20 protein-coding genes and 6 tRNA genes are annotated in these 24,880 nt (G+C 46.3%); 7 read left to right on the plus strand and 19 right to left on the minus strand.

Features of this window, described 5'->3' with window-relative positions; translation table 11 throughout:
- Positions 1–3 precede the first annotated feature (3 nt).
- The 5 genes from AWU77_RS13240 to AWU77_RS13260 form a co-directional block, all read right to left on the minus strand.
- The gene (locus AWU77_RS13240) at positions 4–930 is read right to left on the minus strand and encodes an Abi family protein (protein WP_062064205.1); all 927 of its coding nucleotides are present in this window, start codon (positions 928–930) and stop codon (positions 4–6) included.
- A 243-nt stretch (positions 931–1,173) separates the two neighbouring features.
- The gene (locus tag AWU77_RS13245; protein ID WP_062064209.1) at positions 1,174–2,421 is read right to left on the minus strand and encodes an integrase arm-type DNA-binding domain-containing protein; all 1,248 of its coding nucleotides are present in this window, start codon (positions 2,419–2,421) and stop codon (positions 1,174–1,176) included.
- Between the two features lie 185 nt (positions 2,422–2,606).
- A tRNA-Arg gene (locus tag AWU77_RS13250) sits at positions 2,607–2,683 on the minus strand.
- A 182-nt stretch (positions 2,684–2,865) separates the two neighbouring features.
- A tRNA-Ser gene (locus AWU77_RS13255) sits at positions 2,866–2,953 on the minus strand.
- 102 nt (positions 2,954–3,055) lie between these two features.
- Positions 3,056–3,619, minus strand: coding sequence for a nitroreductase (locus AWU77_RS13260; RefSeq protein ID WP_062064214.1), 564 nt, complete (start codon positions 3,617–3,619; stop codon positions 3,056–3,058).
- A 194-nt stretch (positions 3,620–3,813) separates the two neighbouring features.
- Here AWU77_RS13260 and AWU77_RS13265 point away from each other — a divergent pair, with 194 nt between their 5' ends.
- Together AWU77_RS13265 and AWU77_RS13270 are read left to right on the plus strand one after the other, a co-directional pair.
- The gene (locus AWU77_RS13265; protein WP_062064218.1) at positions 3,814–5,070 is read left to right on the plus strand and encodes a hypothetical protein; all 1,257 of its coding nucleotides are present in this window, start codon (positions 3,814–3,816) and stop codon (positions 5,068–5,070) included.
- 144 nt (positions 5,071–5,214) lie between these two features.
- Positions 5,215–6,597 carry an adenylate/guanylate cyclase domain-containing protein gene (locus AWU77_RS13270; RefSeq protein WP_062064222.1) on the plus strand — a complete coding sequence of 461 codons (1,383 nt, stop codon included), beginning with the start codon at positions 5,215–5,217 and terminating at the stop codon, positions 6,595–6,597.
- A gap of 25 nt (positions 6,598–6,622) precedes the next feature.
- Here AWU77_RS13270 and queF read toward each other — a convergent pair whose 3' ends face one another.
- The 3 genes from queF to AWU77_RS13285 are packed head-to-tail and all read right to left on the minus strand — an operon-like array spanning position 6,623 to position 9,190.
- Positions 6,623–7,450 (minus strand): NADPH-dependent 7-cyano-7-deazaguanine reductase QueF, encoded by an 828-nt coding sequence (gene queF, locus AWU77_RS13275; protein WP_062064226.1) that lies wholly within the window; start codon positions 7,448–7,450, stop codon positions 6,623–6,625.
- A 16-nt stretch (positions 7,451–7,466) separates the two neighbouring features.
- Positions 7,467–8,240, minus strand: a complete 774-nt coding sequence (locus AWU77_RS13280) for an ABC transporter permease (RefSeq protein ID WP_062064231.1) — start codon at positions 8,238–8,240, stop codon at positions 7,467–7,469.
- Positions 8,237–9,190, minus strand: a complete 954-nt coding sequence (locus tag AWU77_RS13285) for an ABC transporter ATP-binding protein (RefSeq protein WP_062064235.1) — start codon at positions 9,188–9,190, stop codon at positions 8,237–8,239. Before AWU77_RS13285 ends, AWU77_RS13280 begins: the two co-directional genes overlap by 4 nt.
- A 57-nt stretch (positions 9,191–9,247) precedes the next feature.
- On the opposite strand from AWU77_RS13285, the gene AWU77_RS13290 reads away from it, so the two are divergent.
- Positions 9,248–9,670 carry a PA2817 family protein gene (locus tag AWU77_RS13290; protein ID WP_238582433.1) on the plus strand — a complete coding sequence of 141 codons (423 nt, stop codon included), beginning with the start codon at positions 9,248–9,250 and terminating at the stop codon, positions 9,668–9,670.
- Between the two features lie 92 nt (positions 9,671–9,762).
- On the opposite strand, the gene AWU77_RS13295 is transcribed toward AWU77_RS13290, so the two are convergent.
- The 4 genes from AWU77_RS13295 to AWU77_RS13310 form a co-directional block, all read right to left on the minus strand.
- Positions 9,763–9,837, minus strand: a tRNA-Gly gene (locus AWU77_RS13295).
- 6 nt (positions 9,838–9,843) lie between these two features.
- A tRNA-Glu gene (locus AWU77_RS13300) sits at positions 9,844–9,919 on the minus strand.
- 101 nt (positions 9,920–10,020) lie between these two features.
- Positions 10,021–10,095: transfer RNA gene (locus AWU77_RS13305), tRNA-Gly, on the minus strand.
- Between the two features lie 4 nt (positions 10,096–10,099).
- Positions 10,100–10,175, minus strand: a tRNA-Glu gene (locus tag AWU77_RS13310).
- Between the two features lie 241 nt (positions 10,176–10,416).
- On the opposite strand from AWU77_RS13310, the gene AWU77_RS13315 reads away from it, so the two are divergent.
- Positions 10,417–11,211, plus strand: coding sequence for a hypothetical protein (locus AWU77_RS13315; RefSeq protein ID WP_062064237.1), 795 nt, complete (start codon positions 10,417–10,419; stop codon positions 11,209–11,211).
- A 36-nt stretch (positions 11,212–11,247) separates the two neighbouring features.
- Here AWU77_RS13315 and AWU77_RS13320 read toward each other — a convergent pair whose 3' ends face one another.
- A complete protein-coding gene (locus AWU77_RS13320) occupies positions 11,248–11,520 on the minus strand; it encodes a helix-turn-helix domain-containing protein (protein WP_062064241.1) in 273 nt (90 codons plus the stop codon).
- A gap of 102 nt (positions 11,521–11,622) precedes the next feature.
- On the opposite strand from AWU77_RS13320, the gene corA reads away from it, so the two are divergent.
- The gene (gene corA / locus AWU77_RS13325; protein ID WP_062064243.1) at positions 11,623–12,588 is read left to right on the plus strand and encodes a magnesium/cobalt transporter CorA; all 966 of its coding nucleotides are present in this window, start codon (positions 11,623–11,625) and stop codon (positions 12,586–12,588) included.
- 7 nt (positions 12,589–12,595) lie between these two features.
- Here the strand turns inward: corA and AWU77_RS13330 are convergent, their stop codons facing one another.
- Both AWU77_RS13330 and AWU77_RS13335 read right to left on the minus strand, forming a co-directional pair.
- Entirely contained in the window at positions 12,596–14,329 is a 1,734-nt protein-coding gene (locus AWU77_RS13330; RefSeq protein ID WP_062064245.1) for a pentapeptide repeat-containing protein, read from the minus strand.
- Positions 14,330–14,402: 73 nt separating this feature from the next.
- Entirely contained in the window at positions 14,403–15,992 is a 1,590-nt protein-coding gene (locus AWU77_RS13335) for a bifunctional GNAT family N-acetyltransferase/carbon-nitrogen hydrolase family protein (RefSeq protein WP_062064247.1), read from the minus strand.
- A 179-nt stretch (positions 15,993–16,171) separates the two neighbouring features.
- On the opposite strand from AWU77_RS13335, the gene ettA reads away from it, so the two are divergent.
- On the plus strand, positions 16,172–17,836 hold the full coding sequence (ettA, locus tag AWU77_RS13340) for an energy-dependent translational throttle protein EttA (RefSeq protein WP_062064249.1): 1,665 nt from the start codon (positions 16,172–16,174) through the stop codon (positions 17,834–17,836).
- A 99-nt stretch (positions 17,837–17,935) separates the two neighbouring features.
- On the plus strand, positions 17,936–19,384 hold the full coding sequence (gene nhaD, locus AWU77_RS13345) for a sodium:proton antiporter NhaD (protein ID WP_062064251.1): 1,449 nt from the start codon (positions 17,936–17,938) through the stop codon (positions 19,382–19,384).
- A gap of 99 nt (positions 19,385–19,483) precedes the next feature.
- On the opposite strand, the gene AWU77_RS13350 is transcribed toward nhaD, so the two are convergent.
- From AWU77_RS13350 to AWU77_RS13365, 4 genes are all read right to left on the minus strand, one after another.
- The gene (locus AWU77_RS13350; RefSeq protein ID WP_062064253.1) at positions 19,484–19,951 is read right to left on the minus strand and encodes a GNAT family N-acetyltransferase; all 468 of its coding nucleotides are present in this window, start codon (positions 19,949–19,951) and stop codon (positions 19,484–19,486) included.
- A gap of 88 nt (positions 19,952–20,039) precedes the next feature.
- Positions 20,040–20,330 (minus strand): peptidylprolyl isomerase, encoded by a 291-nt coding sequence (locus AWU77_RS13355; RefSeq protein WP_062064255.1) that lies wholly within the window; start codon positions 20,328–20,330, stop codon positions 20,040–20,042.
- A gap of 310 nt (positions 20,331–20,640) precedes the next feature.
- Positions 20,641–22,590 (minus strand): non-reducing end alpha-L-arabinofuranosidase family hydrolase, encoded by a 1,950-nt coding sequence (locus tag AWU77_RS13360; RefSeq protein WP_062064257.1) that lies wholly within the window; start codon positions 22,588–22,590, stop codon positions 20,641–20,643.
- Between the two features lie 124 nt (positions 22,591–22,714).
- Positions 22,715–24,610 (minus strand): endo-1,4-beta-xylanase, encoded by a 1,896-nt coding sequence (locus AWU77_RS13365; protein WP_062064259.1) that lies wholly within the window; start codon positions 24,608–24,610, stop codon positions 22,715–22,717.
- Positions 24,611–24,880: the final 270 nt, after the last annotated feature.

A 24,880-nucleotide genomic window follows, 5' to 3' on the forward strand; every position in this document is an offset into this window, starting at 1 on the left:
ATTTTAATTGGATTTATTTAATGCTTGTTGCCACAAAGGCAAAGCCTGCCAACCTTCAGGAAACCCCATTCGGTTAGCATCTATTGAATACTTTTCTATAAGTTGGGCTAGGTTTATTGCCCATAAAGAATCGGGGGAAATCACAGTTATTAAATGCTGCACAACCACCAAGGTATTATAAATTTTATGTTCGGTTTTGTTGCTGGCATCTATATAAATATTGTCTTTAAGGCCAACGGGTTTACCCTTGGGTAATGGCATTTTTTTAGTTAAATGACGATTCCACAAACGGCTATGGTGCGCGCACACATTACGCACATAAGTAATATGTTCTAAAAACCCTTCTAAAAACCCCTCATCTACCTGATAGGCTGCTGCAATATTGCGCCGTACTTGGTTGGCTCTTAGGTTGCTATAGAAGCGGGACAATAGCCCGAGCGACATAACCTCACAACTTACCCATGCGGGCGGCAGAGGCTCATCATAAGCTTCACGAAAGTGCTTTATAAAAACTTCATCACTACGTTGTACGTGCTCTTGTAACTCCTTAGTGTCATTCAATAACCGCCGCTCATCTTTACGCATTCCCTTGCTGTTTTCTAAATAGCCGTGCGCACCAAATTCATGGCTTATATGGTATGCCCATTGGGTGCGGAATGAGACTTCAATGCGCTCAATTGCATCCAATAGATGCAACCGAAATTCACGATCAAATAGATAATTATTTAAGACCGTGTTGAATGATGTGGCGGGCGCAAAAACATGAGGGGCACGTGAAATCTCGAATGGTAGCCAATAGGCTTCCAATCGATAATAATTTATGTGGGATAGGTAGTGTATGGCGCTGGTACGATCTTCAACGGTCATGCCGCGTGAAATCAGTAGATCCACCTGTTGCTCAAAGGATATTGCAGGCTTTTTAAATTCCATTAAAACCCCTTATTGTTGTATTTGTGGGGGACACAAAAAAATAACCCGCCAGTTTGAGGATATTCCGAAGAACATAGCCTTGGCGGGTATTGTTGCAGAAAGTATAAGTTATTTACTTTCGCCATGACAACCCGTTTATTAGCCAAGTTATGTTAATGCTTCAGACTCCCGCTTTTAGTTGATCCAGACACTTCGCCCGAGCGCGCGGCCTTTTAATTGCAGAGCCTTACACATTTCTATCTACTACGCCTTTTTATTGAAAGTGCCTGCAATCACATTGCCGCCCTTAGCTTGCACTTTGAGCACATCCAAATAATCTGCCCATTTTTGCATCATATCTTTGCGTTGCTCTAGGTGTTTGGTGCGATTGTAGGCGCGGCCTAAACTATCTTTTACGGCGTGAGCGAGTTGTTGTTCTATCCACTCAACACGGAAACCTAAGACTTCATCCAACATAGTGCGGGCTGAAGAGCGGAAGCCGTGGGCGCAATGGGTTTCGCTGGTGTTGTAGCCCATGAGTTTTAGCGCCTTATTAATAGTCATATCACTGACATGCCCACCTTGACGCAATTCACTGGGGAACACATAGCGGCCATTACCGGTAAGTGGGCGCAAGTCACTGAGTATTTCTATTACCTGCTTACTTAAAGGAACCAAGTGCGGGATACCTTCGGGGCAGGTTTTTTTCTTGATTGATTTTGGGGGTGTATAGCGCCATTCGGCAGCTTCAAAATCTAACGCTGCCCATTCCATCGTTATCATTTCCCCAGGCCTTTGAAACAACAAAGGGCATACCGCCAAAAGTGCGCGCACTACATTGCCGCCAGTGTAGTTATCAATATCGACCAATAGACGGCCAAATTCTTTAGGTTCGGTGATAGCCGCCCTATTTTTTACGATCTTGGGAGCCAAGGCGCCGCGCAAGTCATCGGCGGGGTTATTCGTAGTGCGTTGGGTTACGCGGGCATAACGGAATATTTGCGAAAGCATTTGGCGGGCGTTGCGTGCGGTTTCGGTTGCGCCGCGCTTTTCAATGCGCTGTAGGTTATTGAGCAAGTCTAATGATGTAAGCGTATCTATGGGTTTGGAGCCTAGCCATGGGATGAGGTCATTCTCTAACAACGCCAAACGCTTTTTGGCGGTAGCGTCTGCCCATGAGGGCAATTGCTTGGCGTACCACTCATGAGCGATAGCGCCAAAACTATCAGCACCACTTTGGGAAACCTTAACGGCTTTTTTGGTTTGATTTGGGTCTATACCAGTGGCAATAAGGGCGCGGGCTTTATCGCGCTCTTCGCGGGCGGCTTTGAGGGTGATTTCAGGATAAGCGCCGATGCTGTAGATATTCTCTTTACCAGCAAACCTGTATCTAAGCTGCCATATCTTGGCACCTGTGGGTTTCACCAGTAGAAATAGGCTTTTTTCATCGGCCAGCCGATATTGTTTATCAGTTGGCTTTGCTTGCTTAGCTTTTACGTCTGTTAACGCCATCTCATCCACCCCAAAGGCCATTTGTGGGTACGCGCGCTGTGGGTACAGAGCGTACCCGTAAACATACCCACAAAAGTGGTTGGATTTGTGGGTATGTTATAGGATTGCTTTGGATGGAGTATAAACAAAAAACCCCGCAATTACGCGGGGTTTGGGACGATTTTGTACTGTATCGTTCAGGTATATGGTGCACTCAGGAGGATTCGAACCTCCGACCGCTCGGTTCGTAGCCGAGTACTCTATCCAGCTGAGCTATGAGTGCGTTGTTGAGGCGCGCATTCTATTGATCGGAGTTCAGTGAGTCAAGCGTTTATTTGATTTTCTTTTGGGAAACTTTCAAATTAATGCTTTATAAATCAATGAAATAGAAATTTCGATCAACCTGTACAAATAGCAAACTAACCATGCCTTTACGCGAAACTGTACAGTTAAACTTTTTAAAAATGGCGGTGAGAGAGGGAGTCGAACCCTCGATACCTTGCGGTATACACACTTTCCAGGCGTGCTCCTTCGGCCACTCGGACATCTCACCGTTTTTTACCGCACTGGACATGCGGGCTTCGCCGAAAACACCATCCAAAGTACCCCCTGCGAAGGCGCGCTAATGTACACAAGCAAGCTCGCAAACGCAATCTTATTCCTGCGGCCATGCACTAAAAAAATCAGCAGGGTTTTGTTCGCGCGGCGCATGCGGTGGAACAGTGGGAGTGCCAAGATAAATAAAGCCAATAATCTCTTCGCCTTCGGTTAAGCCCAGCGCTTCTTTTACTATTGGATCGTAGGCCATATCGCCCGTACGCCACACCGCGCCAACACTTGTGGCAAATGCGGCATTGAGCAAATTCTGAGTGGCAGCACCTGCAGCGATGATTTGCTCGATTTGCGGCACCTTAGGATTTGGCTGGCACTGGGCGATGGAGACAATAATCATCGGGGCACGCTGCGGCATAGCATGACAACGATCCAATTCAGTTTGAGTAAGCGTGGGATTCTTTGCTGTCGCGGCCTTGGCAAATAATTCGCCAAGTCGCGCAAGCCCCTCTCCCTCCACTACGAGAAAGCGCCAGGGGCGCATATTGCCATGATCGGCAGCCCGCATCGCCGCCCGAAACAAGATGTCCAGCTGCTCCGGCGTAGGTGCCGGTGCAGTAAGTCGGGGAGTTGAAACACGCTGATGCAAGGCAGTAATAGCATCCATAAAACTGAAACCTCATTAATAAAATCGTTCAAAAGACAGAGAAAGCGGCGCAATGAGCTATAGCTAAGTCGAATATTGACCAAATCTGTACCATACTTTCAGCTAAATACGCTATTCGGCGATTATAAAGTCGATTGCGCACTTAAGGTTGCGATACCTCATTCACAACCAGAATCTTTTCGGCCGATAATAATATGCAAGTACCAACCCTTGTTCTCGCGGTAGCCATAGAGATCTATCTGGCGTTGCTTATTGCGACCGTGGTGTTAATTATTTACGCCTCCAAACAAAAAAAACTGATTCGCCGCCAACAAGAAAAACTGCGCGAACTGATTGAAACAATTAAAACCACCAACTCTCCCTCCGCCACAGAAGGAAAGTCCTATAAGCAACTCATCTACGAACAGCTTGAGCTAACTCAGGATCGCTTTGCACTTATCGCTCCGCGCAGCGATATCAGCGAAGCCCAGCCATCCAACCTCCCCATCAACCAACGCATTGTTGCACTGCGCTATGCATTCTTACGCGCAGAAGAGCTGGGCACAACTGAAGTACCGGGCAGCGAAGGCTATTGGAATGTCTTTCGCCAAACGCTGGAGCCGCTTCTGCAAACTGACAACAACACTGAATTAGATGTGTCACTAGATGCCAGCTCTGAAGAGTTGGATATGTATAAAAAGCGGGTTGAAAACCTGGAGAAGTTTAAAAAGCTATTTTTTGATCTGGAAAAACGCTGGAACGAAGCCCAAACCAATGCACAAGGTTATTACAACGAACTTTACGCCATGGCCGATGGCATTGAGGACCGCGAGCGATACGAAATGCTACTTGAGCAATACGGCAACAGCTACAACGAGATAACGCATTACATGCACTCCACCAACGCGGCCATTACCGGGCAACCCGTTGAGAGCAAAACCATTAATATCATTCGGCAGGATCCGCGCGCGGCAGAAGAGATTATGAAGTTACGCAACGTGGCGGCCGACCAATACCGGGTAATTAGCAATCTACAGCGCAAACTGGAAGACGCCCAAACGACAGAAGAGAAAGACCTTGTCATCAAGGAATTAGAGCAGCAATTGCAGCGACAAGTGCGCTTTGTACAGGAATCAGATACCTGCGTACAACTGCTTGAAGATGAACTCAACAAGGCACATGAACAAATAGCCAAACAAGGGGAGCAAATAGAACACGATCACTTACTTGAGGAGGAAAATCAACGCATCAAAGAGACATTACAGAGCTTCACCCATGAAAGCAAAGAACTACTGGGAAACCTGGAGGATCTGGAACGGGAAAATGACCAACTTAAAAATAACTTGGAAGATACTGATGCGACACCAACTGAACCCAATGCCAATCTGCAACAAATCCAGACTGAGTTTGCTGAACTACGCAAGCAATATACCGAATTAGAAGAAAAATATCTGGAATTGAAGTTTAAATAATAAGCAATTTGAAAATTCAGTGACTCTTCCCACAACAGGTAGACATTTCTTACAAAAACCCGTTTAATTCACTGGCTTGGGCAAGCAGAGCACCATTTTATAGGGATTCCTTACTGACCAAATAACTACAAGGTTTTCAGTCCAATGAACAGTAAGACCGACAGTCAACAGCTGCAAACTGAATCTCCCATACAGCAGTATTATTTTCGCGCCCTCATCTGTTTTACCGCCTCAGGCACCCTTGCCTCCTTTATTAATTGGGATCATCCCAGTATCGCCCACATGGGTGTCATTGTATTTTTATTAATCTACGCCTACGCCACTTATTATTTCACGCGCAAACAAATTCCCGAGCAGATGAATCGCATTAATCGCTGGTTATCCCATGTGGATGCAGTATTAATCGGGATTGTATTAAGTCTTACTGACTTTAGCATCCTGCCCTGCGTTATGTTTTTAACCATGATTCAATTTAACGCCCTCATTAGCGGCGGAGTACGTAAGCTTTTGGAAGACAATAGCGCGTTTGCGGTAGGTGTTATCCTAAGTTTAATCATCCATAAACCACAGCTAGTACTCTCTAGCAGTATCGAAATCAGTGCCGCGAGCTTAATTGGCGTCGCCACCTATTTTTTGGTCTATGCCATTTATATGCATCAACGCTTTCACAAATTAATGATTAGCCAAAAACAGCTCGAAAACGAGCAAAAATGGCATAAGATTCGCGCCTATAAGTTGTCACGTTATTTACCACCCACCGTATGGCAGGCAATTAATCGCGGCGATGATAAAAATCTCCAGGCAGAGCGCAAACGCATCAGTGTATTTTTTTCTGACATTAAAGATTTCAGCCAACTCTCAGAAGAAATAGAAGCGGAAGCCTTAACCGAACTACTCAATCACTACCTCACCGAAATGTCAAAAATCGTTGCGCACTACGGTGGCACAATCGATAAATTTATGGGCGACGGCATTATGGTGCTGTTTGGCGATAGCAACAGCAAAGGGGTAAAAGACGATGCAACCCGCTGTGCTGCCATGGCGATTGCAATGAAAAAACGCATTAAAGCTATGCAGGTCGAATGGTTTAACCAAGGCATTAAAAAGCCACTGCAAGTACGCATGGGTATTAACACCGGCTATTGCACGGTAGGCACCTTTGGTACCTCCAATCACCTTGATTACACAGTTTTGGGTACTCAGGTTAACTTGGCTAGCCGCCTTGAATCTGCCGCAGAACCGGATGAGATTTTGATTTCGCATGAAACCTGGTCGCTGGTAAAAGATACCGTCATGTGCCGCGACAAAGGTGAAATTCAAGTGAAAGGTTTTTCGCTGCCGGTGAAGGTTTATCAGGTGGCGGATTTACGCAAAGAGATGGGCAAAAACCAAAGCTACTTCGAGGATCGCGCCGAAGGCTTTTCTATGTATTTAGATATGGAAAAAGTGCGCAACTACGACAAACAAAAAGTTATTGAGTCACTTGAAAAAGCCGCGAACCGCTTAAAAGATAAAGTTATAGTCTAAGCACTAACCAGTAGCGCGACATGCACTACTGGCGAACTAAACGCAGCAACTCAGGCTTAATATTCGGGTTGCTAGCGCGAAACGGATTAATGTCCAACCCGCCCCGTCGCGTATAACGCGCGTATACCACCAACTCCTCCGGCACACATACGCGTGCAATATCGCTAAAAATCCGCTCCACACAATGTTCGTGAAAATCTTGATGCTCGCGAAACGAAATAATGTAGCGCAGCAAGCTCTCACGTTGAATTTTATTGCCCTTGTAGCGAATCACAAGGCTCGCCCAGTCTGGCTGCCCCGTTACCGGACAGTTCGTTTTTAACAGATGACTCACCAAACATTCATCAACTAACTCGGTGCTAGTGACGAGCAACTCTGGAGCAGGATGGTAGGTATCCACTACCACATCCAACTCATCTAATAACTCCCCCTGCACTTCTGCGATTTCCGCCAAATGTTGCGCAGCACGCGCCGGTGTATTTAACGGTGTTATCATAACACGAACATCTGCACAGGTGACGCGCGCAAGATCTTGCGCAATCAGTTGCTCAACCTCAACCGTACTATCAAAATGCGTTTGATTCAGCGAGTTCAAATACAACTTGAACGATTTTGATTCCACAATGAATTCACTGGAACAAGGAATAAAAAATTCAGCCACAGCTACAACCGGCTTACCCTTTTTATCCAACCAAGACAACTCATAACCAGTCCAAATATCAACACCGTAAAACGGCAACTCATTACCTATACCCAATAAGCTGCGCGATTCAGCGCGGGCGATTGGGAACAACAATTGCGGTGCATACACCGAAATATAATCAGTTTGCTGTCCAAGGGGATTGTGACTCATAGCAACTCCTGCCAGATCAAGCGCGCAAACGCTTGCCGGTTTTTAATAAATTCATAGCAACAGCAAACAAAATTACCACACAAGCCGTTAACCCTATCAATGCGGCACCTATGTGTACATCGCTAACCCCCAGCATGCCATAGCGAAACCCGTTGACCATATGCAGAATGGGGTTAAACACCGATACCTGCTGCCAAAACTCCGGTAACAAACTAATGGAATAGAACACACCACCAAAGTAGGTTAGCGGAGTTAATACAAAGGTGGGAATGATTGATACATCATCAAAAGTATTGGCGTAAATTGCATTGATAAAGCCAGCCAGGGAAAACAGCACCGACGTCATAAACACAATAAATAGCGTCGCCCCCCAATGATGAATAGATAATTTCGTAAAAAATAACGACATAATCGTTACAATAAAACCTACCGCAACTCCGCGGGCAACACCACCCATGACATAACCCAGCAAAATAATATAATTAGGCGTAGGCGAGACCAGCAACTCTTCAATGCTGCGCTGAAATTTTGCACTAAAAAAAGATGACGATACATTGGCGTAGGCATTGGTAATAACCGCCATCATAATTAAGCCCGGCGCAACAAATTCGATATAGCTAAAACCTGCCATATCACCGATGCGGCTGCCAATCAACTTGCCAAAAATCACAAAGTACAAAATCATGGTGATTGCTGGCGGCAATAAAGTTTGAATCCAAATACGAGTAAAACGTTTAATTTCTTTGCGCAAAATGGTGAGAAAGGCAATCCACTGCTCTTGTGCATTCATGATTGCACCTCTTTTTGTGTAGCGACCGACAAGTCTTTATTCCCATTAACCATCGCAACAAACAACTCTTCCAAGCGGTTAGATTTATTGCGCATGCTAACAATCTCAAAACCTTGCGCAGTCAATTGTGCGAATACCGCGTTAAGCGACTGCCCTTTATCCACTTCAACCTCAAAGGAGTGCTCATCAGTTTTTTCGACGCGATACCCAATTAAGCTCGGCAGCGCATGCAGCTCACCCACCACATCAAAAATAAATACTTCTTTATTAAGCTGTTGCAGTAAGTGTTTTACGCTGGTGTTTTTAACAATAACGCCTTGATCAATAATCGCCACATTGCGACACAAACTCTCCGCCTCTTCTAAATAATGCGTGGTGAGAATAATAGTAGTACCTGCCGCATTGATCTCGCGCAGAAATTCCCACATGGAACGACGCAGTTCTATATCAACACCCGCTGTAGGCTCATCAAGAATCAACAGCTGTGGCTCATGCACCAGTGCCCGCGCAATCATCAAACGCCGCTTCATCCCTCCCGACAACATGCGCGCAGGTGTGTGGCGCTTATCCCATAAACTTAATTGTTTTAAATATTTTTCAGTTTGCTGCAACGCCTGGTTACGCGGCAACCCATAATACCCAGCTTGCTGCAGCACTATATCTTCAACTTTTTCAAACATACTGAAATTAAATTCTTGCGGAACTACGCCCAGGTATTTTTTTGCACTGGAAAAATCCGTATCAATATTTTTACCAAACACCTCCACCATGCCTGAGGTTTTGCGCACCAGTGAACTAATAATGCCAATGGTGGTGGATTTACCTGCGCCATTAGGTCCCAGTACAGCAAAAAAATCCCCGGGCATCACATCCAAGGAAATACCCTTTAGTGCTTCGAATTTTTCGTTGTAAACTTTGCGCAGATTTTTTAATGAGAGTGCCGGAGTCATAACCCCTCGCAATAATGAATGAAAGTCAAAAAATTTATCACCAGATCAGGGCGCTGTATGTCGATTTCAAGTTTGGAACAATCCATTTACGACCAAGAGTATTATACCTATCATCTGGAATTGCTCGCCGCTTTCAGCGCGCAAGTCCAAGAGTTGCCGCCTTTTAATGCAGAACTCCCCAGCGAGGATGATCAGGAGTTTCTCGCCGCGCTCACCCTGTTGCCACAACAATCCCATGAACCAGGCTTTCTTGAGCAAGGCCAAACACTAATGTGCCGAGTTGTCGGCTCTTATCCACATTTGATGCCGCTATTGTATCGCGACCTACTCTGGTTTTTTGGGGGTGATTGCCTGCATTTTATGCCAGATGAAGAAATTGCGGTGTTCCAGCGATTAGACGAGCAACGCGAAGAGGCAAAAGAACAACAAGTGCCGTTCAGCTATAAAGAGGCGCGCGCAAAAACAATGGGAATGCATTAAACAGAATAAACGCAAAGGAATGCTACGCCCAAGCGGGCAAATATATTTTGAGAGAATGAGGAAAGTAAACCAAGAGATGAACTGAGTAAAAATGGAGCGGGAAACGAGGCTCGAACTCGCGACCCCAACCTTGGCAAGGTTGTGCTCTACCACTGAGCTATTCCCGCAAAATGTGGCGTCCCCTAGGGGACTCGAACCCCTGTTACCGCCGTGAAAGGGCGGTGTCCTAGGCCACTAGACGAAGGGGACATTTTGAAAGCTGCCTAGGCGGCAACGATAAAACGTACTTCACTAACAGATTAAAACTTACAGCTTTTTCTACTACTTTAACTTCTCGTTATGAGAGAAGTTGGAGCGGGAAACGAGGCTCGAACTCGCGACCCCAACCTTGGCAAGGTTGTGCTCTACCACTGAGCTATTCCCGCATATTGGCGTCCCCTAGGGGACTCGAACCCCTGTTACCGCCGTGAAAGGGCGGTGTCCTAGGCCACTAGACGAAGGGGACCCGGACCATCTAACGTTTTCATCTACTCTTTCAAGCCGATGTCTGCGTCAGAAGTGGGGCGCATTCTAGGGACAGGTACCGCCCATGTCAACACTTTTAATTCTTTTTTTATCAGAGCGGAAACAAGCACTTAGCTAACTTAGGCAGCAACTAAAACACAAACTCTAGTGCCATTTTTTTCGGTGCTATACTTGTCGCAACAATATGCCCAGCAATTAACCAATAAGGTCTTTAATCCATCATGTCGGTTTATGTTATTGCCATAATACTTTTGTTGCTGGTTTTGCTGGCGGGATATTTATTTTTATCTCACGCAATCGAAAAGCGACGAGCACGGCGCCAACGGCTGATTACCGCCCTGCGCGCGCGACGCAACTCTTTTCGCGATCTTGCTACCGGATTCCCTTCGGGCTTTTTATCCACCGATTTAACTGCCCTGCTCTATCGCGCACTGATCGATTGTAGCGAACAGCTTTCCCGTCTCGAGCCCAGTGACCCAACTCACACGGAACACTTCAATCTTTACACCAACCTGCTAGCCGCACAAAAAGACACGGCCGACCAAACCCGGGTTCGGCTGGACAACCCTCAGCAAATCAAGGAGGCTCAGGGCTTATTACAAGAACTGCATAAATTTGTCATGCAACAATCTGCGTTACACCTTATTAACCAAGTACAAACCGACGCCTATGTCGATCAAATCAACCGGCTGGTGCTGCAAATATCTGTAGATGGCCATGTTTTTAACGCCCGTCAGTCACAACAAATCGGTAAAACTCGTTTAGCCATTCACTACTACACCTTGGCTCGCAAAGCTTTAGCTACTGAAAAAGCTGGCCGCAGTTTTGATAAACAAATCGCACAGTTAGACTCAGTCATCGCCAAGCTGCAAGAGAAAGCTGATGCAACACCTGAAGGAGCTGAAGCACCAAGCGAAACAAAACCCGCCGCAACTGCCGACAACACTTCCAGCAAAGAGTGGCAACAGTTCAACGAAGAAAACGATAAGTGGAAGAAAAAACAGATTTACGACTAATAGCGCAATCGCTGTTTGCACAAACTGCCCGCTTTTTTACGGATATTCCAGCACCTGCTTTAACTGCAAAACATTTTCTGCAACCCAATTCTGATTAACTGCCCCCCAAGCCACTAGACGATAACTGCCATTGCTGTTTTCTAAGTCAATGGCGAGCTCATGAATAGCAGCCAAGGTATCTTGCGCGGTACGTCTTGGCATTCCCGTCGCACCGATGATTTTAGGCACCGTATTAACTCCCTGTGCAATCAACCAAGCAACATAAATTCGGCGATAAAAACTGGTTTTCGTTTTACTGTGTGCGGTCACAAAGCATCTCCTGACATCCAAAATTCATTTCCCAGTATCGTCTTTACCAGAGAATTTTGCACTAGAATGGCCTTATGATTCCGCTTTTCATTTGGTGCGTCCATGTTGATAAATTGCGTTGCCTATCAAGAAGGTAAAAAGCTCTGCGATATCCCTGTGGTGGAAATCAGCGAGTACGTCAAAAAGAACGATTGTTTTGTCTGGGTTGCATTAAAAGATGCTGAGCCAGATGAACTCGACCAAATGCGACAGGAATTTGGCCTGCACGAATTGGCGGTAGAGGATGCCCATGTTGGTCATCAGCGCCCTAAAATTGAAGAGTATGGCGATTCGCTGTTTGCAGTGATGCACACCGTAGAATTTAATGATGGCGAATTAAATGTAGGCGAAGTTGATGTGTTTGTAGGGGAGAATTATGTGCTCTCTACCCGCAACCGCACCCAACAAGGATTTCTCGGTGTGCGCGCACGCTGCGAACGTGAACCGCACCACCTGGCACAAGGTTCAGCGTTTGTTTTTTATGCATTGATGGATGCAGTTGTTGATCGCTACTTCCCCGTCGTTGTTGCTTTTGAAACCGAGCTGGAAATTATTGAGGATCAAATTTTTACCAAGGGATCGCAGCGCGCCAATATTGAGCGACTCTACGAATTAAAACGCAAGGTCACTATTTTAAAACACGCAGTTGCTCCCTTGTTGGAGGCGGTGGGCAAACTCGATGGTGGCCGTGTTCCGCCAATTGTGGCCAATACTAAAGATTATTTCCGCGATGTGCAGGATCACCTGTATCGCATCAACACCTCAATTGACTCTATTCGCGACACAATTAGCACTGCGATTCAAGTTAATTTATCCATGGTGAGCATCGACGAAAGCGAAGTGAATAAGCGCCTCGCCGCTTGGGCTGCCATATTTGCCGTTGCTACGGCGTTTGTCGGTATTTGGGGAATGAACTTTGAGCACATGCCGGAATTGAAATGGAAATACGGCTATCCCGTATCACTCGGCATTGTGTCGGTAGTCTGTGTGTATTTGTATTATCGATTTAAAAAATCCGGTTGGCTGTAAAACAACATTATGCCAACGCTTCTTGTAGGTTTTTTGTCGCCTCTACTGCAAAACACTCAATATGTTCACCCTGCGCCAGTGTGCCAATCGATTTCTTCAATGGCACCCGGCGCGGTGTAAAGCTAAACAAATCACTGCGCTCGGCGTAGTGGCGCACCATGTGACTCACAAGCACTTCACCCGGCTCTGCTGCAGCTTCCATACGCGCTGCCATGCTCACCGCAACACCCTCCAAATCAGGAATATCGGTTACTTCATTGTGTATAATACTTACCTCACCCAATTCAAGACCAATGCGCAATTCAAATCCAGCCGCACGTAAAACATTGCGCATCATGCAAGCACAGGCTAAACCTGCAGTGGCATTTTTAAAGGTCACGCGCAGCGAATCGCCTTCCATATTGGGGTGATCTGCGGACCACTTTTTAAGAATAGGTTTTACCAAACCGCGAAACAGCGCTAACTTTTCTGAAAGCTCGTCGTTCCCCCATTGGGAAAAGCCTTTTAAATCCATAAACAAAATGGTGAGTTTACGCACCTGCTCTTGCTCATGGTCAGCGGCAAGCTCCAATAAGCGCGGCCAGAATTCCTCGCGAATCGCCGCCATTTTTTCTTTTAGCTGCACGTGTAACTGAGTATTAGTACGCAACACTAATTGCGCGAGTTGAATGCGCTCCGCTTCAGTTTGCAATTGATTTTTCAACTCGGTAGGGTTGTGCGTACCCACCTCCTCTACGACAAATTTCACTAGCGCACCGCCGGCAACATCGCTAATCGACTTTAAGCGCAGTATGGTGCCCCAGTGCACCGCCGCCAAATGCTCCATAAAAATGGGCAGTGTTGCCAATTCATGATCGGCAAGACGATAGGGGTAGCGCAACTCAATCGTAACGGCTTCAGCAAAAATACGCTCAAACTCATGAGTGCGATAAACGGTTTTTTCCTGACCGCTTTCATCCCAGTAGGCATAGGCACATTTAACATTGGCAATATTCCAGCCAGCACTGGTAATTTTCCATAATTTACTGCCAGTGATAGTAGCCCCCGTCAACCTCACTTTGCCGAGGTTGGCGCCGCGCAAATCGCAGTCGGTTAAATTGGCGCTGGCAAAATCGGCTTTGTATAAATCGAGTTGACGCAGATCCACGCCGGTTAAATTGGCTCCTTTAAACACCGCTCCCGTCAAGTTGGCGCCGCGCATATTGGCACTGCTCAAATTGGCGCCAGTAAAAATAGCACTGGATAAATCCGCATTGCGCAGATTAACGCCAGCCAGATTGGAATTACCAAAATCCACTCGCGCTAATTGTTGCGATTCCAAATTACTGCCTGCCAGAGATACATCCCGCAGAATTAAACTACTGATATCGTGCCCGCGAAAATCAATATTTTCCAATCGGGCATTACGCGTATTTGCGGTAAGAATTTTAGCGAGAAATAAAATTGAACCACTCAGATCGCAGCGCGATAAATTGGCCGCGATGAGCTTCGCGTAAGAAAAATCATTGTGCTGAAAACACGAGCCTTGCAAATTTGCAAAAATCAAATCCGCATACTGAAAGCTGCAGTGAGTGACGCGCGCATTGCAAAAAGAAGCTTTTGAAAAATCGTAGCCATTAAGGTTCATCCCCTCCAGCTCAACGCCATCAAGATTAATTTCGCCATTGACCTGATGCTTACGCCAGCTATTCCAGAAGGAAGCACCCTGTTCTAATGCATGCAGAACTTGGTTTTTGTCCATGAAGATTTAACTCTCCGTTGTAGCTAAAAAAACAGCAGAGCGACCCTGCAAGAGCCGCTCTTTTTTCTCACAATTAATTGCGTTTTTTATCACCGCGCCATTGCACACGATACAAATCGTGACGGCGGTCTTTCAGATTTTGCACTGTGCCGCTATTGCGCGCCTGAATCAATAAATCAGGGCGCAAATCGGCAAAACCAACCATCTCTACGTTAGGTGTGGTATCAGCCGCAATGCCGTCGCGGGCGAAGGGGAAATCACATGGCGTCAAGATACAACTTTGCGCGTACTGAATATCTAAATTGGCCACATTAGGCAAGTTGCCCACATTGCCCGACATCACCACATAGATTTGATTTTCTACCGCGCGCGCCTGGCAGCAGTAACGCACACGCAAATAACTTTGGCGCTCGTCGGTGCAGAAAGGCACAAACAGAATTTGCACACCTTGATCGACCAAATGGCGCGCCAGCTCGGGGAATTCAGAGTCATAACAAATCAACACGCCAATCGGCCCGCAGTCAGTGTCAATCGCACTCAGGCTGCTGCCGCCTTCGATATCCCACCAGTAGCGCTCGCTGGGTGTCGGATGAATTTTAGGTTGTTCAAATGAACGACCATCGCGCAAAAACACATAGCTGATATTTTCAATACGGCCATTTTCTACACGGGTAGGATGGGAGCCAGCAATAATATTGACGTTGTATTGCAGAGCCAACTCGCGCATAGATTCTTTAAAACGTGGCGTATATTTAGTCAGTGCCTCTATCGATTGACTAGGCGTTAATTCCTGATCTTCAATCGACAGCAACTGCAGGGTAAATAATTCGGGAAAGACCACAAAATCACTTTTGTAGTCGGCAACCACATTGACAAAATATTCGATATTTTTCATGAACTCGCCAAAAGAGCTCACCTTGCGCAATTGATATTGCACTGTGGCAATACGCACCACATCGGGCATGCGCACCCCAAACTGTTTTACCGGTTTCTCTTCTTTTAATTGCACCTTGGGGTTATACCAAACCATGTGCGCGGCATAACCCATGGATTGGGCATCATCGGGCAAATAGTTTTCAACTATGCCGAGCACCTCAAAACCATTGCGCAATTGAAATGACAACACCGGATCTTTAATTTTTTTATGAACTACATTGTCAACATAGTTCTCGACCGTTTTGAACTTGCCGATACGTTTTGCCAAATTGGGGATTCGCCCAGCAAACACCACACCTTTTAAACCCAAGCCTTGACACAACTTTTTACGCTCATTGTAGAGCCGCTGGCCAATGCGATAACCGCGATAACTATCGTCGATACAGACTTCCATACCGTACAGCCAATCGCCGTTTATATCGTGACGCGAGGCATAACCATTACCGGTGATTTCGTGCCATGTATGGGGTTTTAAACCGATCTTCTCGGCAATACGAAAAGTCGCACAATAACCAACCAATTCATCGCCAACCATCACAACAATCTGCCCTTGGGCAAAATTATTAATCTGCCCGACAATCGCAGCGGGTGAATAGACTTCCATTTTTAGTGGTTTGTAAACACGTTCAGACAAAGCAACAATAGCGGGAACATCTTTTACAGTGGCATTGCGTACCGTTAAGTGGGTATTGGGGTCACGCAGGGGGTTACTCGTTTTACTAGACATCGCTTCCTCGCAGATTTATCAAGACATCAAACATAGAAAGGTTATACGCATTTCACGCGACAAACTCAAATTGAACTCTTAGCAACTACTCGCTTTTACGGTGTTATTGCGCCTTTCCCCCTCGCGCCGCTTTCTTTATAGTAGGCACCCTCTTTTACCGCGAATGAGATAGTTACATCATGGCTCAATATGTATTCAGCATGCATCGCCTTGGCAAGATAGTACCGCCCAAGCGCGAAATTCTTAAAGACATCTCCCTTTCCTTCTTCCCTGGCGCCAAAATTGGCGTACTCGGCTTAAACGGCTCAGGCAAATCAACCTTACTGCGCATCATGGCCGGTGTGGATCAGGATTTTAACGGTGAAGCCCGCCCCATGCCGAATCTGAAAATCGGCTATCTACCACAGGAACCGCAACTCGATCCAGCTAAAGATGTACTGGGCAACGTGCAAGACGGTGTGCGCGAAGCAGTTGATGCACTGGCGGAGCTGGATGCCATCTACGCCGCCTACGCCGAACCCGATGCAGACTTTGATGAGTTGGCCAAGAAACAGGCCAAGTGCGAAGACATTATTCAAGCCTGGGATGCCCACAATCTGCAACACACACTAGAAGTCGCCGCCGATGCGCTGCGCTTGCCGCCGTGGGATGCCGATGTGACGGTGCTGTCCGGTGGTGAACGCCGCCGTGTTGCTTTGTGCCGTTTGTTGCTGTCGCGTCCCGATATGCTCTTGCTCGACGAACCGACCAACCACTTGGATGCCGAATCGGTTTACTGGCTAGAACAATTCCTGCACAACTTCACCGGCACAGTCGTGGCGATTACCCATGACCGCTACTTCCTCGATAACGCCGCCGGTTGGATTCTGGAACTCGACCGCGGTCACGGTATTCCGTACGAAGGTAACTACACCAGCTGGCTGGAGCAGAAAGATGCTCGTTTGGAACAGGAACAACGCACTGAAGCAGCCCACCAAAAAGCACTGAAAACCGAATTGGAATGGGTTCGTCAGAACCCTAAAGGCCGCCAAGCCAAGAGCAAGGCGCGTCTGGCGCGCTTTGATGAGTTGCAATCGCAAGAATTCCAAGCCCGTAACGAAACCAACGAGATCTACATTCCGCCGGGCGAGCGCTTGGGCGATAAAGTGATCGTGTTGGAAAATGTGAGCAAGGGTTATGGCGATCGCCTGTTGATCGACAATCTATCGCTCACCATTCCCAAGGGTGCAGTAGTCGGTATTGTCGGCGGTAACGGTGCGGGTAAATCCACCCTGTTCCGTATGATCTCTGGCACTGAAAAACCGGATTCAGGCACTGTGACGCTGGGCGATACAGTAAAAGTCGCTTACGTTGAGCAGAGTCGTGAAAATCTGGACGATAAAAAATCGGTCTGGGAAGCAGTATCAGACGGTTTGGATATTTTAAAAATCGGCAATTACGAAGTAAGTTCCCGCTCTTATGTTGGTCGCTTCAACTTCAAAGGCTCTGACCAACAAAAACGTGTGGGCGAACTCTCTGGTGGTGAGCGCGGCCGTTTGCATTTGGCCAACACCCTGAAACAAGGTGCTAACGTACTCTTGCTCGACGAACCGTCTAACGATTTGGACATCGAAACCCTGCGCGCTTTGGAAGATGCAATCCTCGCCTTCCCTGGCTGCGTATTGGTAATCTCGCATGATCGCTGGTTCCTCGACCGTATCGCGACCCACATCCTCGCCTATGAAGGCGATTCCGATATAGTTTTCTTTGAAGGCAACTACACGGAATATCACGAGGATTTCGTCAAACGTAAGGGCCATGATTCACAGCCAAAACGTATGAAGTACAAACCGCTCAAGGCGTAAAATTAACGAAAAAGGCAGCTCCCGCGAGCTGCCTTTTTTCGTTATTGCGGCCCAAAATAATCGCTCTCTAGAATTCACTCAAAAAAAACAGGACGCGCTATGCTCAAATCCTTTCTGGCAATTATCTTGCCGCTACTTTTGCTGTGCACCGGCAATATCGCCCTCGCAGGTGATGGCATGGACATGACTCACACTAGCGCCGGTTGGTTTTGTGTCGGCTTATTTGTGATCGCCTATGCCTTTGTCATGCTCGAAGAAAAATTGCATTTGCGTAAATCCAAACCAGTGCTGGCCGCCGCTGGCATTATTTGGGTCATTATTGGTTGGATATACACCCAACAAGATCAATCAGCATTAGCCAATGAAGCCTTCCGCCATACACTGCTGGAATTTGCTGAGCTGATGTTGTTTTTGCTGGTGGCCATGACCTACATCAACGCCATGGATGAGCGAGGTTTATTCAATGCTCTGCGCGGCTGGATGATTAAAAAAGGGTTTACCTATCGCCAATTATTTTGGATTACCGGCATTCTGGCATTTTTTATTTCGCCCATTGCCGACAATCTCACCACCGCGTTATTAATGTGCGCCGTAGTATTAAAAATCGCCGAAAATGAAAAAGCCTTTATCAATATGTGCTGCGTTAATATTATTGTTGCAGCCAATGCTGGTGGCGCTTTCAGCCCCTTTGGCGACATTACCACCTTAATGGTATGGCAAGCTGGTAAGGTAGATTTTTTTACTTTCTTTCATTTGTTTATTCCATCGCTGGTAAATTTTTTGGTTCCCGCCGCGATCATGAGTTTTTTTATAAAAAACCGCCCTTCACACAAAGATGCAGAAGATCTATTTTTGGAAACACTAACGTACAAAGAAGGCGCGTTCCCTATACTGTTTTTGTTTCTGGCCACTATCGCGAGCGCCGTGCTCGGTCACATACTCATTCACATGCCGCCGGTGCTGGGCATGATGCTTGGTTTGGCCTACTTAAAAATTTACGGTTTTTATTTGCGCAAAAAAGGCATTGTAGATTTAAAACATGCCGAACAAGCAAGCTCGGATTTTATTCCCGATAAAAATGAAAACCCCATTACCAAAGTGCCACTACCCTTTGATGTATTTCAACCGCTGGCACGCTTGGAATGGGACACCTTACTATTCTTCTATGGCGTTATCATGTGCGTCGGCGGATTAGGGTTTTTAGGCTATCTAACCCTATTGTCTGAATCACTCTATGGCAATTTCAGCGAGACAATTGCAAACGTCAGCCTCGGTTTAATCTCTGCCATTATCGACAACATCCCCGTCATGTACGCCGTACTCACCATGGCGCCAGATTTTTCCCAAGGGCAATGGCTGCTCATTACCTTAACAACCGGTGTTGGTGGCAGCATGCTGTCAATCGGTTCAGCGGCAGGTGTTGCACTCATGGGGCAAGCACGCGGCCACTACAGTTTCCTCGGCCATTTAAAATGGACGCCCGTAGTAGCGCTTGGCTATTTCGCCAGCATCTATGCTCACTTGTGGCTAAACCATTCAATAATGTAAAAAATATTGTTGTGGTAAAAATTGCAACAAAAAAGGCGCAGATTATTTAATAATCTGCGCCTTTTTTCACTGCACGTTTTCGCCAACAAGGCGAGCCATTCAAAAAAACGCTTTACTTTTCTTGACCAAAAAAACAAGCGTTACACTATCTGACAAAACTTTTGTATGCGACATAACATAGCCCTGCCTTTGGTAAAGTTGAATATTACGTAGGCTTTTACTACCAGTAAACAATTCAAAGCTAACATTAGTCTCCTGCATTGCTTCAACACGCTCCAACAATGCAGTGCCAATCCCTCGCCCTTGAAATTCAGGCATCACAATTAAACGGCCAATTTTGCAGATGTCACTGTCAACACTTGCTCGAACAGAGCCGACTATCATTCCATTAATAACAGTCTTGAGAACAATGGAGCGTTCTAACTCCTGAATAAGTGATTCAATTGTCTGGGTTAACGCGGGCAAAGACCAATCATTGTACAGTTTAGCTTCTGACTGATACGCAAGGCGCTGCAACTCAAGTATTTCTTTTGCATCCTGTAATTCTGCAGCAATAATTTCTATCACAACATCTCCATTTGATTATTAAACGAGCTTGTTACAACACTACTCTGGAGCAGCTGCACCACAATTATTTTTGCAAAAAATGAAAGCATTAGTCGCGGTAAATAGTTTCAATAAGGTGAAAACCGAATTGCGTTTTAATAGGCCCATGCACTACATGTATCGGCAACTTAAACACCACATTATCGAATGCCTTAACCATTTGCCCCGGGCTAAACTCACCAAGATTTCCACCTTTTTTGGCAGAGCTACAAGTAGAATACTTCTTCGCCATAACACCAAAATCAGCGCCCTTGGCAATCAGCTGCTTTATCTTCTCCGCTTCACTTTGCGTTTTAACCAAAATATGCCGAGCTGATGCAGTTTGCCTTTTTGAATTCATAATTGACTCTTATGTACTCGTGTTAAATCTAAGCGGTTGGGATTGACGTAATTGTAGCCTGTATGGGGCCCGGCGGAATATCGGAAGTTTAGGCGTTTGAACGCATGAACAATAGAGTCGCTTTACTCGTAAAAAAACGCAGCGCAAATCTCGTATTGACGCCATAAAATAGCAAACAATTAAAGACCATAGTTACACCCGGCGTCAATTTGAATTACAGCTTATTACTACCTCTCCCCTGCACAAGCAGAAAACCTACAAAAAAGCCCGGCACTAGGCCGGGCAAACAAGGGTGACGACTAAAACAAACTTATTTTTTCAAGCGCAGCAAACCTAATTTATAGGGAATGGTGTTGTAGTCTGAACTGGTGCCCGCTTGACCTTGATAGAGAAATTCTAAATTGCAAGGATCAACGGTGAGGCGCTCGTCATAACCCGAGCGAACCAGCTCGCCGTGGCTAATGCCATCTGCCCATTTGCCACTCGGCCATTCCACGTTGTTATTACCTGCAAAGGGATTATCGTTGGTGTCCGCCAATGGGCTCCAAGGGCCATCTAAACTGGTTGATGTCCAAGAGCGGAACATGCGTGGGCCATTGGGATAAGCTTCTACCATTAACAAATATTTATTTTGGCCATCCAACTTATAAACATTGGGGGCTTCAAATAAATATTGATTGCCATTGCCGCGGTGATCCTCCATCACGATGGAATAACCGGAGAAGTTGGGGAAATTTCCAATCGTGGTTTTTGACATGTACAACACACCGTCATCCCGCGAAAAATACAAGTAACAGTGAGTCGCGTTACAAATCACCCAAAAATCCAATGAATTAGTTGGCTCACCTTGCAGCAATTTCTTTTTAGCCGACCAGTTAGGTCTGCTAATGTCATCGGTTGTTGCGTAGGCACCGCCCCACTGCGTAATCAAATACCATTTATTGTGCGGGCGGAAATAAAATACTTGCGGTGCAACTGCATTACCCACAGCAGTTCCATTCATAGAAGTGTGCGGAGCCTGCTGTGCGCTGTTCCAGTCGGTAAAACTGGTATGCATGGATTTGTACGACGTGTCGTAGTATGTCGCGTATACATGGTAAGTCCCATTGTATTTCACTACCGACGGATCTTTTATCGATTTCCAGCCTGAATTTTTTGGACTAATTAAGGGGCCAGTAGACGTCCACCTTAACGGCGCTTTTAATTCACAGGTTTGCGGCGCGCTAGAGGATGAACTGCTGCTAGACGAACTGGCAGCTGGCGCTTGACCACCGATAGAAAAATCATCGGCGTAGTAACTTATGTTTGCATCGGTTGCTTCAATAATAAAATGCTGAAACGCAGTTGACCCAGATTGAGTGTAATACCCCTGCAGCAAACGCCACTCAGTTGAGGATGCCGTCGCCGTCGCCACTCGCGTATATTCGTTGTAGGTGGATGAATCACTGTCATCCTGACGTTTGGCCGTGAGTTGCACAACACTATCAGGCGTGCCCGGTGCCAATTTTACCCAGACTGCAACTTCGTACTCACTGCCGTTAACCAGTGCACCTGTAGTAAAAGTTAAACCGTTCCAGCTGCCGGTACGCCCGGAAATTAATGCGCTCGCCGAGCCACTGCGTTTATCGGCGGTTGCGCGAGTAATGGTGGCAGCTGTTGTTGACCAGTTAGTTAAACCATTTTCAACACCGCCATTTTGCGCGAAATTATTAGCTGGCACAGTGTAACCGCTGGATGAAGAAGAGCTGCTGATGATAGCTGGCTGGGAGCTGGGCGCGACACTCGAACGGGAAACTGAACTAGGCGCAATACTGGAACGAGAAGATGAACTTGGTGCAACACTGCTCGCTACTACACTACCACATGCAGTTCCACTCACTGTTGGGCGCTCAGCAATACCACCATTTTTTTCACCCTGAAAACCAAATGACACTGATTGACCTGGTGCGATATTGCCGTTCCAGGAAACATTAGTCGCCGTGTAAGGGTTCGATCCGGAAACATTAGCATTCCATGTACCGCTAATACGGTTATTGGCATAGCCCCAATTCACACTCCAATTATTAAGCGGAAGAACCGTATCATTTTTAATCGTGATATTGGCAACAAATCCGTTGCTCCACTCACTCTCAACTGTATAGGTGCAGGCAGCAGATGCTGAATAGGGCAAGACCGCCAACGTGGCACTAACAACAACCATGCTACAGGTATGCTTAAATACCTGTGCAAAAATGTTGGGATAAATTTTGTTGTTAATCATCATAATCTCCGTTGAAGCATAGCTTCATCGTTATTGTGTTGAATCGGGAGTTTGTACAAAAAGATGGTGTTTGATGAAAATATGCAACTCATAAGATCCTTTTATGAGTTGCAATAAAACGGATTTACTTATTGATGTAGTTATTCAGCAACCAAGTCATTGCCGGGCGTGGAGTACCGTTGTCCGACATTAACCCTGAACCTTCAATCCAGGTTCTGCCATTTATATAACCCCAAATAGTGATGCCTTTAACATGCGGGTGATCCCAGAATACGGGGAAATGCGCTTGGAAGTTTTGCAATTGCACTTGATCATTGGTGTCGCCAATATCGTATTCAGAAATATAAATCGGCACTTGCAATTGATTCCAAATATTATCGATTGCGGTTTTAACTTGTGCAGCTGTCATACCTTTCAATTCGTGAGATTGCAGACCAACTGCATCGATATAACCGCCTTGTGCCAAAGGTTTAGCCAGCGCGATAAATTCATTGTGCTGCCAGCGGATATTGTTGTAGTCGTTCAGAATCAAAATCGAGTTAGGGCAATATTGGCGAGCCAATTGGAAAACACGTTGAATCCAGTTATTGCCAAACGCTTTTTGCGCGTAGGCAGCTGGTTGGTGACCATATACCGCTTCGTTAACTACGTCGATCATTGCCGTATCTGGGTAGCGAGCGCAGTAATCGCGAATCCACTCTTCAATTTCCGCTGCAGTTTCTGAAGCGCTGAGGTTATTAATCCAGGAAGGTGATTGTGCGCCCCATACAAATGTATGCGCTTTTACCGGGATATTATTGGCGCGAGCGTAAGCATAGATGCGATCAACCGGCGCCCAATTGTACACATCGCGAGTGCCTTCCACTGAACCCCATTTACCTTCATTTTCGCCGGTAATTTGATTCCAGTAGCGATTGAAATCGGATCGCACCGCACCACTGGTAGTGATGTTACCAATGAATTTTTTGGCCGCAGGCGCACTACTGGATGAGCGTGATGAAGAGCTATTCACAACGGGAGCTTGACCACCGATAGAAAAATCATCGGCGTAGAAACTGATCGTTGCGTCGGTAGCTTCAATAATAAAATGTTGAAATGCAGTAGCGCCCGATTGGGTGTAATAACCTTGCACCAAACGCCACTCGGTAGAGGATGCAGTTGCAGTCGCAACTTGAGTGTATTCGTTGTAAGTAGATGAGTCGTTGTCGTCCTGACGTTTAGCCGTGAGTTGAACAACACTATCAGGTGTGCCAGGTGCAAGTTTCACCCATACCGCAACATCATACTGGCTGCCACTAACAAGTGAACCCACGTTAAATGTCAAACCATGCCAGTTTGCTGTGCGCCCGGAAATTAACGCACTCGCCGAGCCACTGCGCTTATCTTGAGTTGAACGTGTAACAGTACCGGCCGTTGTTGACCAGTTAGTTAAACCATTTTCCACACCGCCATTTTGTGCAAAATTATTGGTGGGAACTGTGTAACCGGCAGACGATGATGAACTGCTAGTTGAGATTACAGGCTGTGAACTTGGTGCTGCACTTGAGCGCGGAACCGAGCTAGGCGCAACACTGGAGCGAGGCGCTGAACTTGGCGCAGCACTGCTTGCTACTGCACCACCACAAGCAGCCCCATTTACCGTAGGACGCTCAGCAGTCGCGCTATTTTTATTGCCTTGAAAGCCAAATGAGACCGACTGACCCACAGGAATATTGCCGTTCCAGGAAACGTTAGATGCTGTGTAAGGGTTTGAACCGGCAAAATTCGCATTCCAGGTTCCGGTGATCCGGTTATTGGCATAACCCCAATTCACACTCCAATTATTAATCGGTGCAGCCGTATCATTTTTAATGGTAATACTGGCAACAAAACCCGTATTCCATTCGCTTTCAACCGTATAAGTGCACACGGCAAATGCTGAGTGCGATAACACCGCTAAAGCGGCACTGGCGCCAACCATACTGCAGGTACGTTTGAGTATCCGTGCAAGAGGGTTAACGGGATATTGTGATGTTTGCATAATGCAAGTCTCCGTTTATGGTTATTAGAAAAAATAAGTCGTGTTACTGCGAAATTTAAAAATTCAAAGGGGTCGTTCGCCGATCAGTTTGATCCGCGCCGAAGGCAAGACTAAGGAAATGGAGGAGTTAAAAATTGCACTTTTGAAAGGTTTTATACAAAACTGCAGAAAGTTGAAGCCTTACTGTAATTATTTGAATGCAATTAATAGCGACAACTTGCAAAATGAGAACCACTGCACTAGCCAAAAATGCCGCATTCAATATGGCGA

It is taken from the genome of Cellvibrio sp. OA-2007 (genome assembly GCF_000953825.1).
GTDB lineage: Bacteria > Pseudomonadota > Gammaproteobacteria > Pseudomonadales > Cellvibrionaceae > Cellvibrio.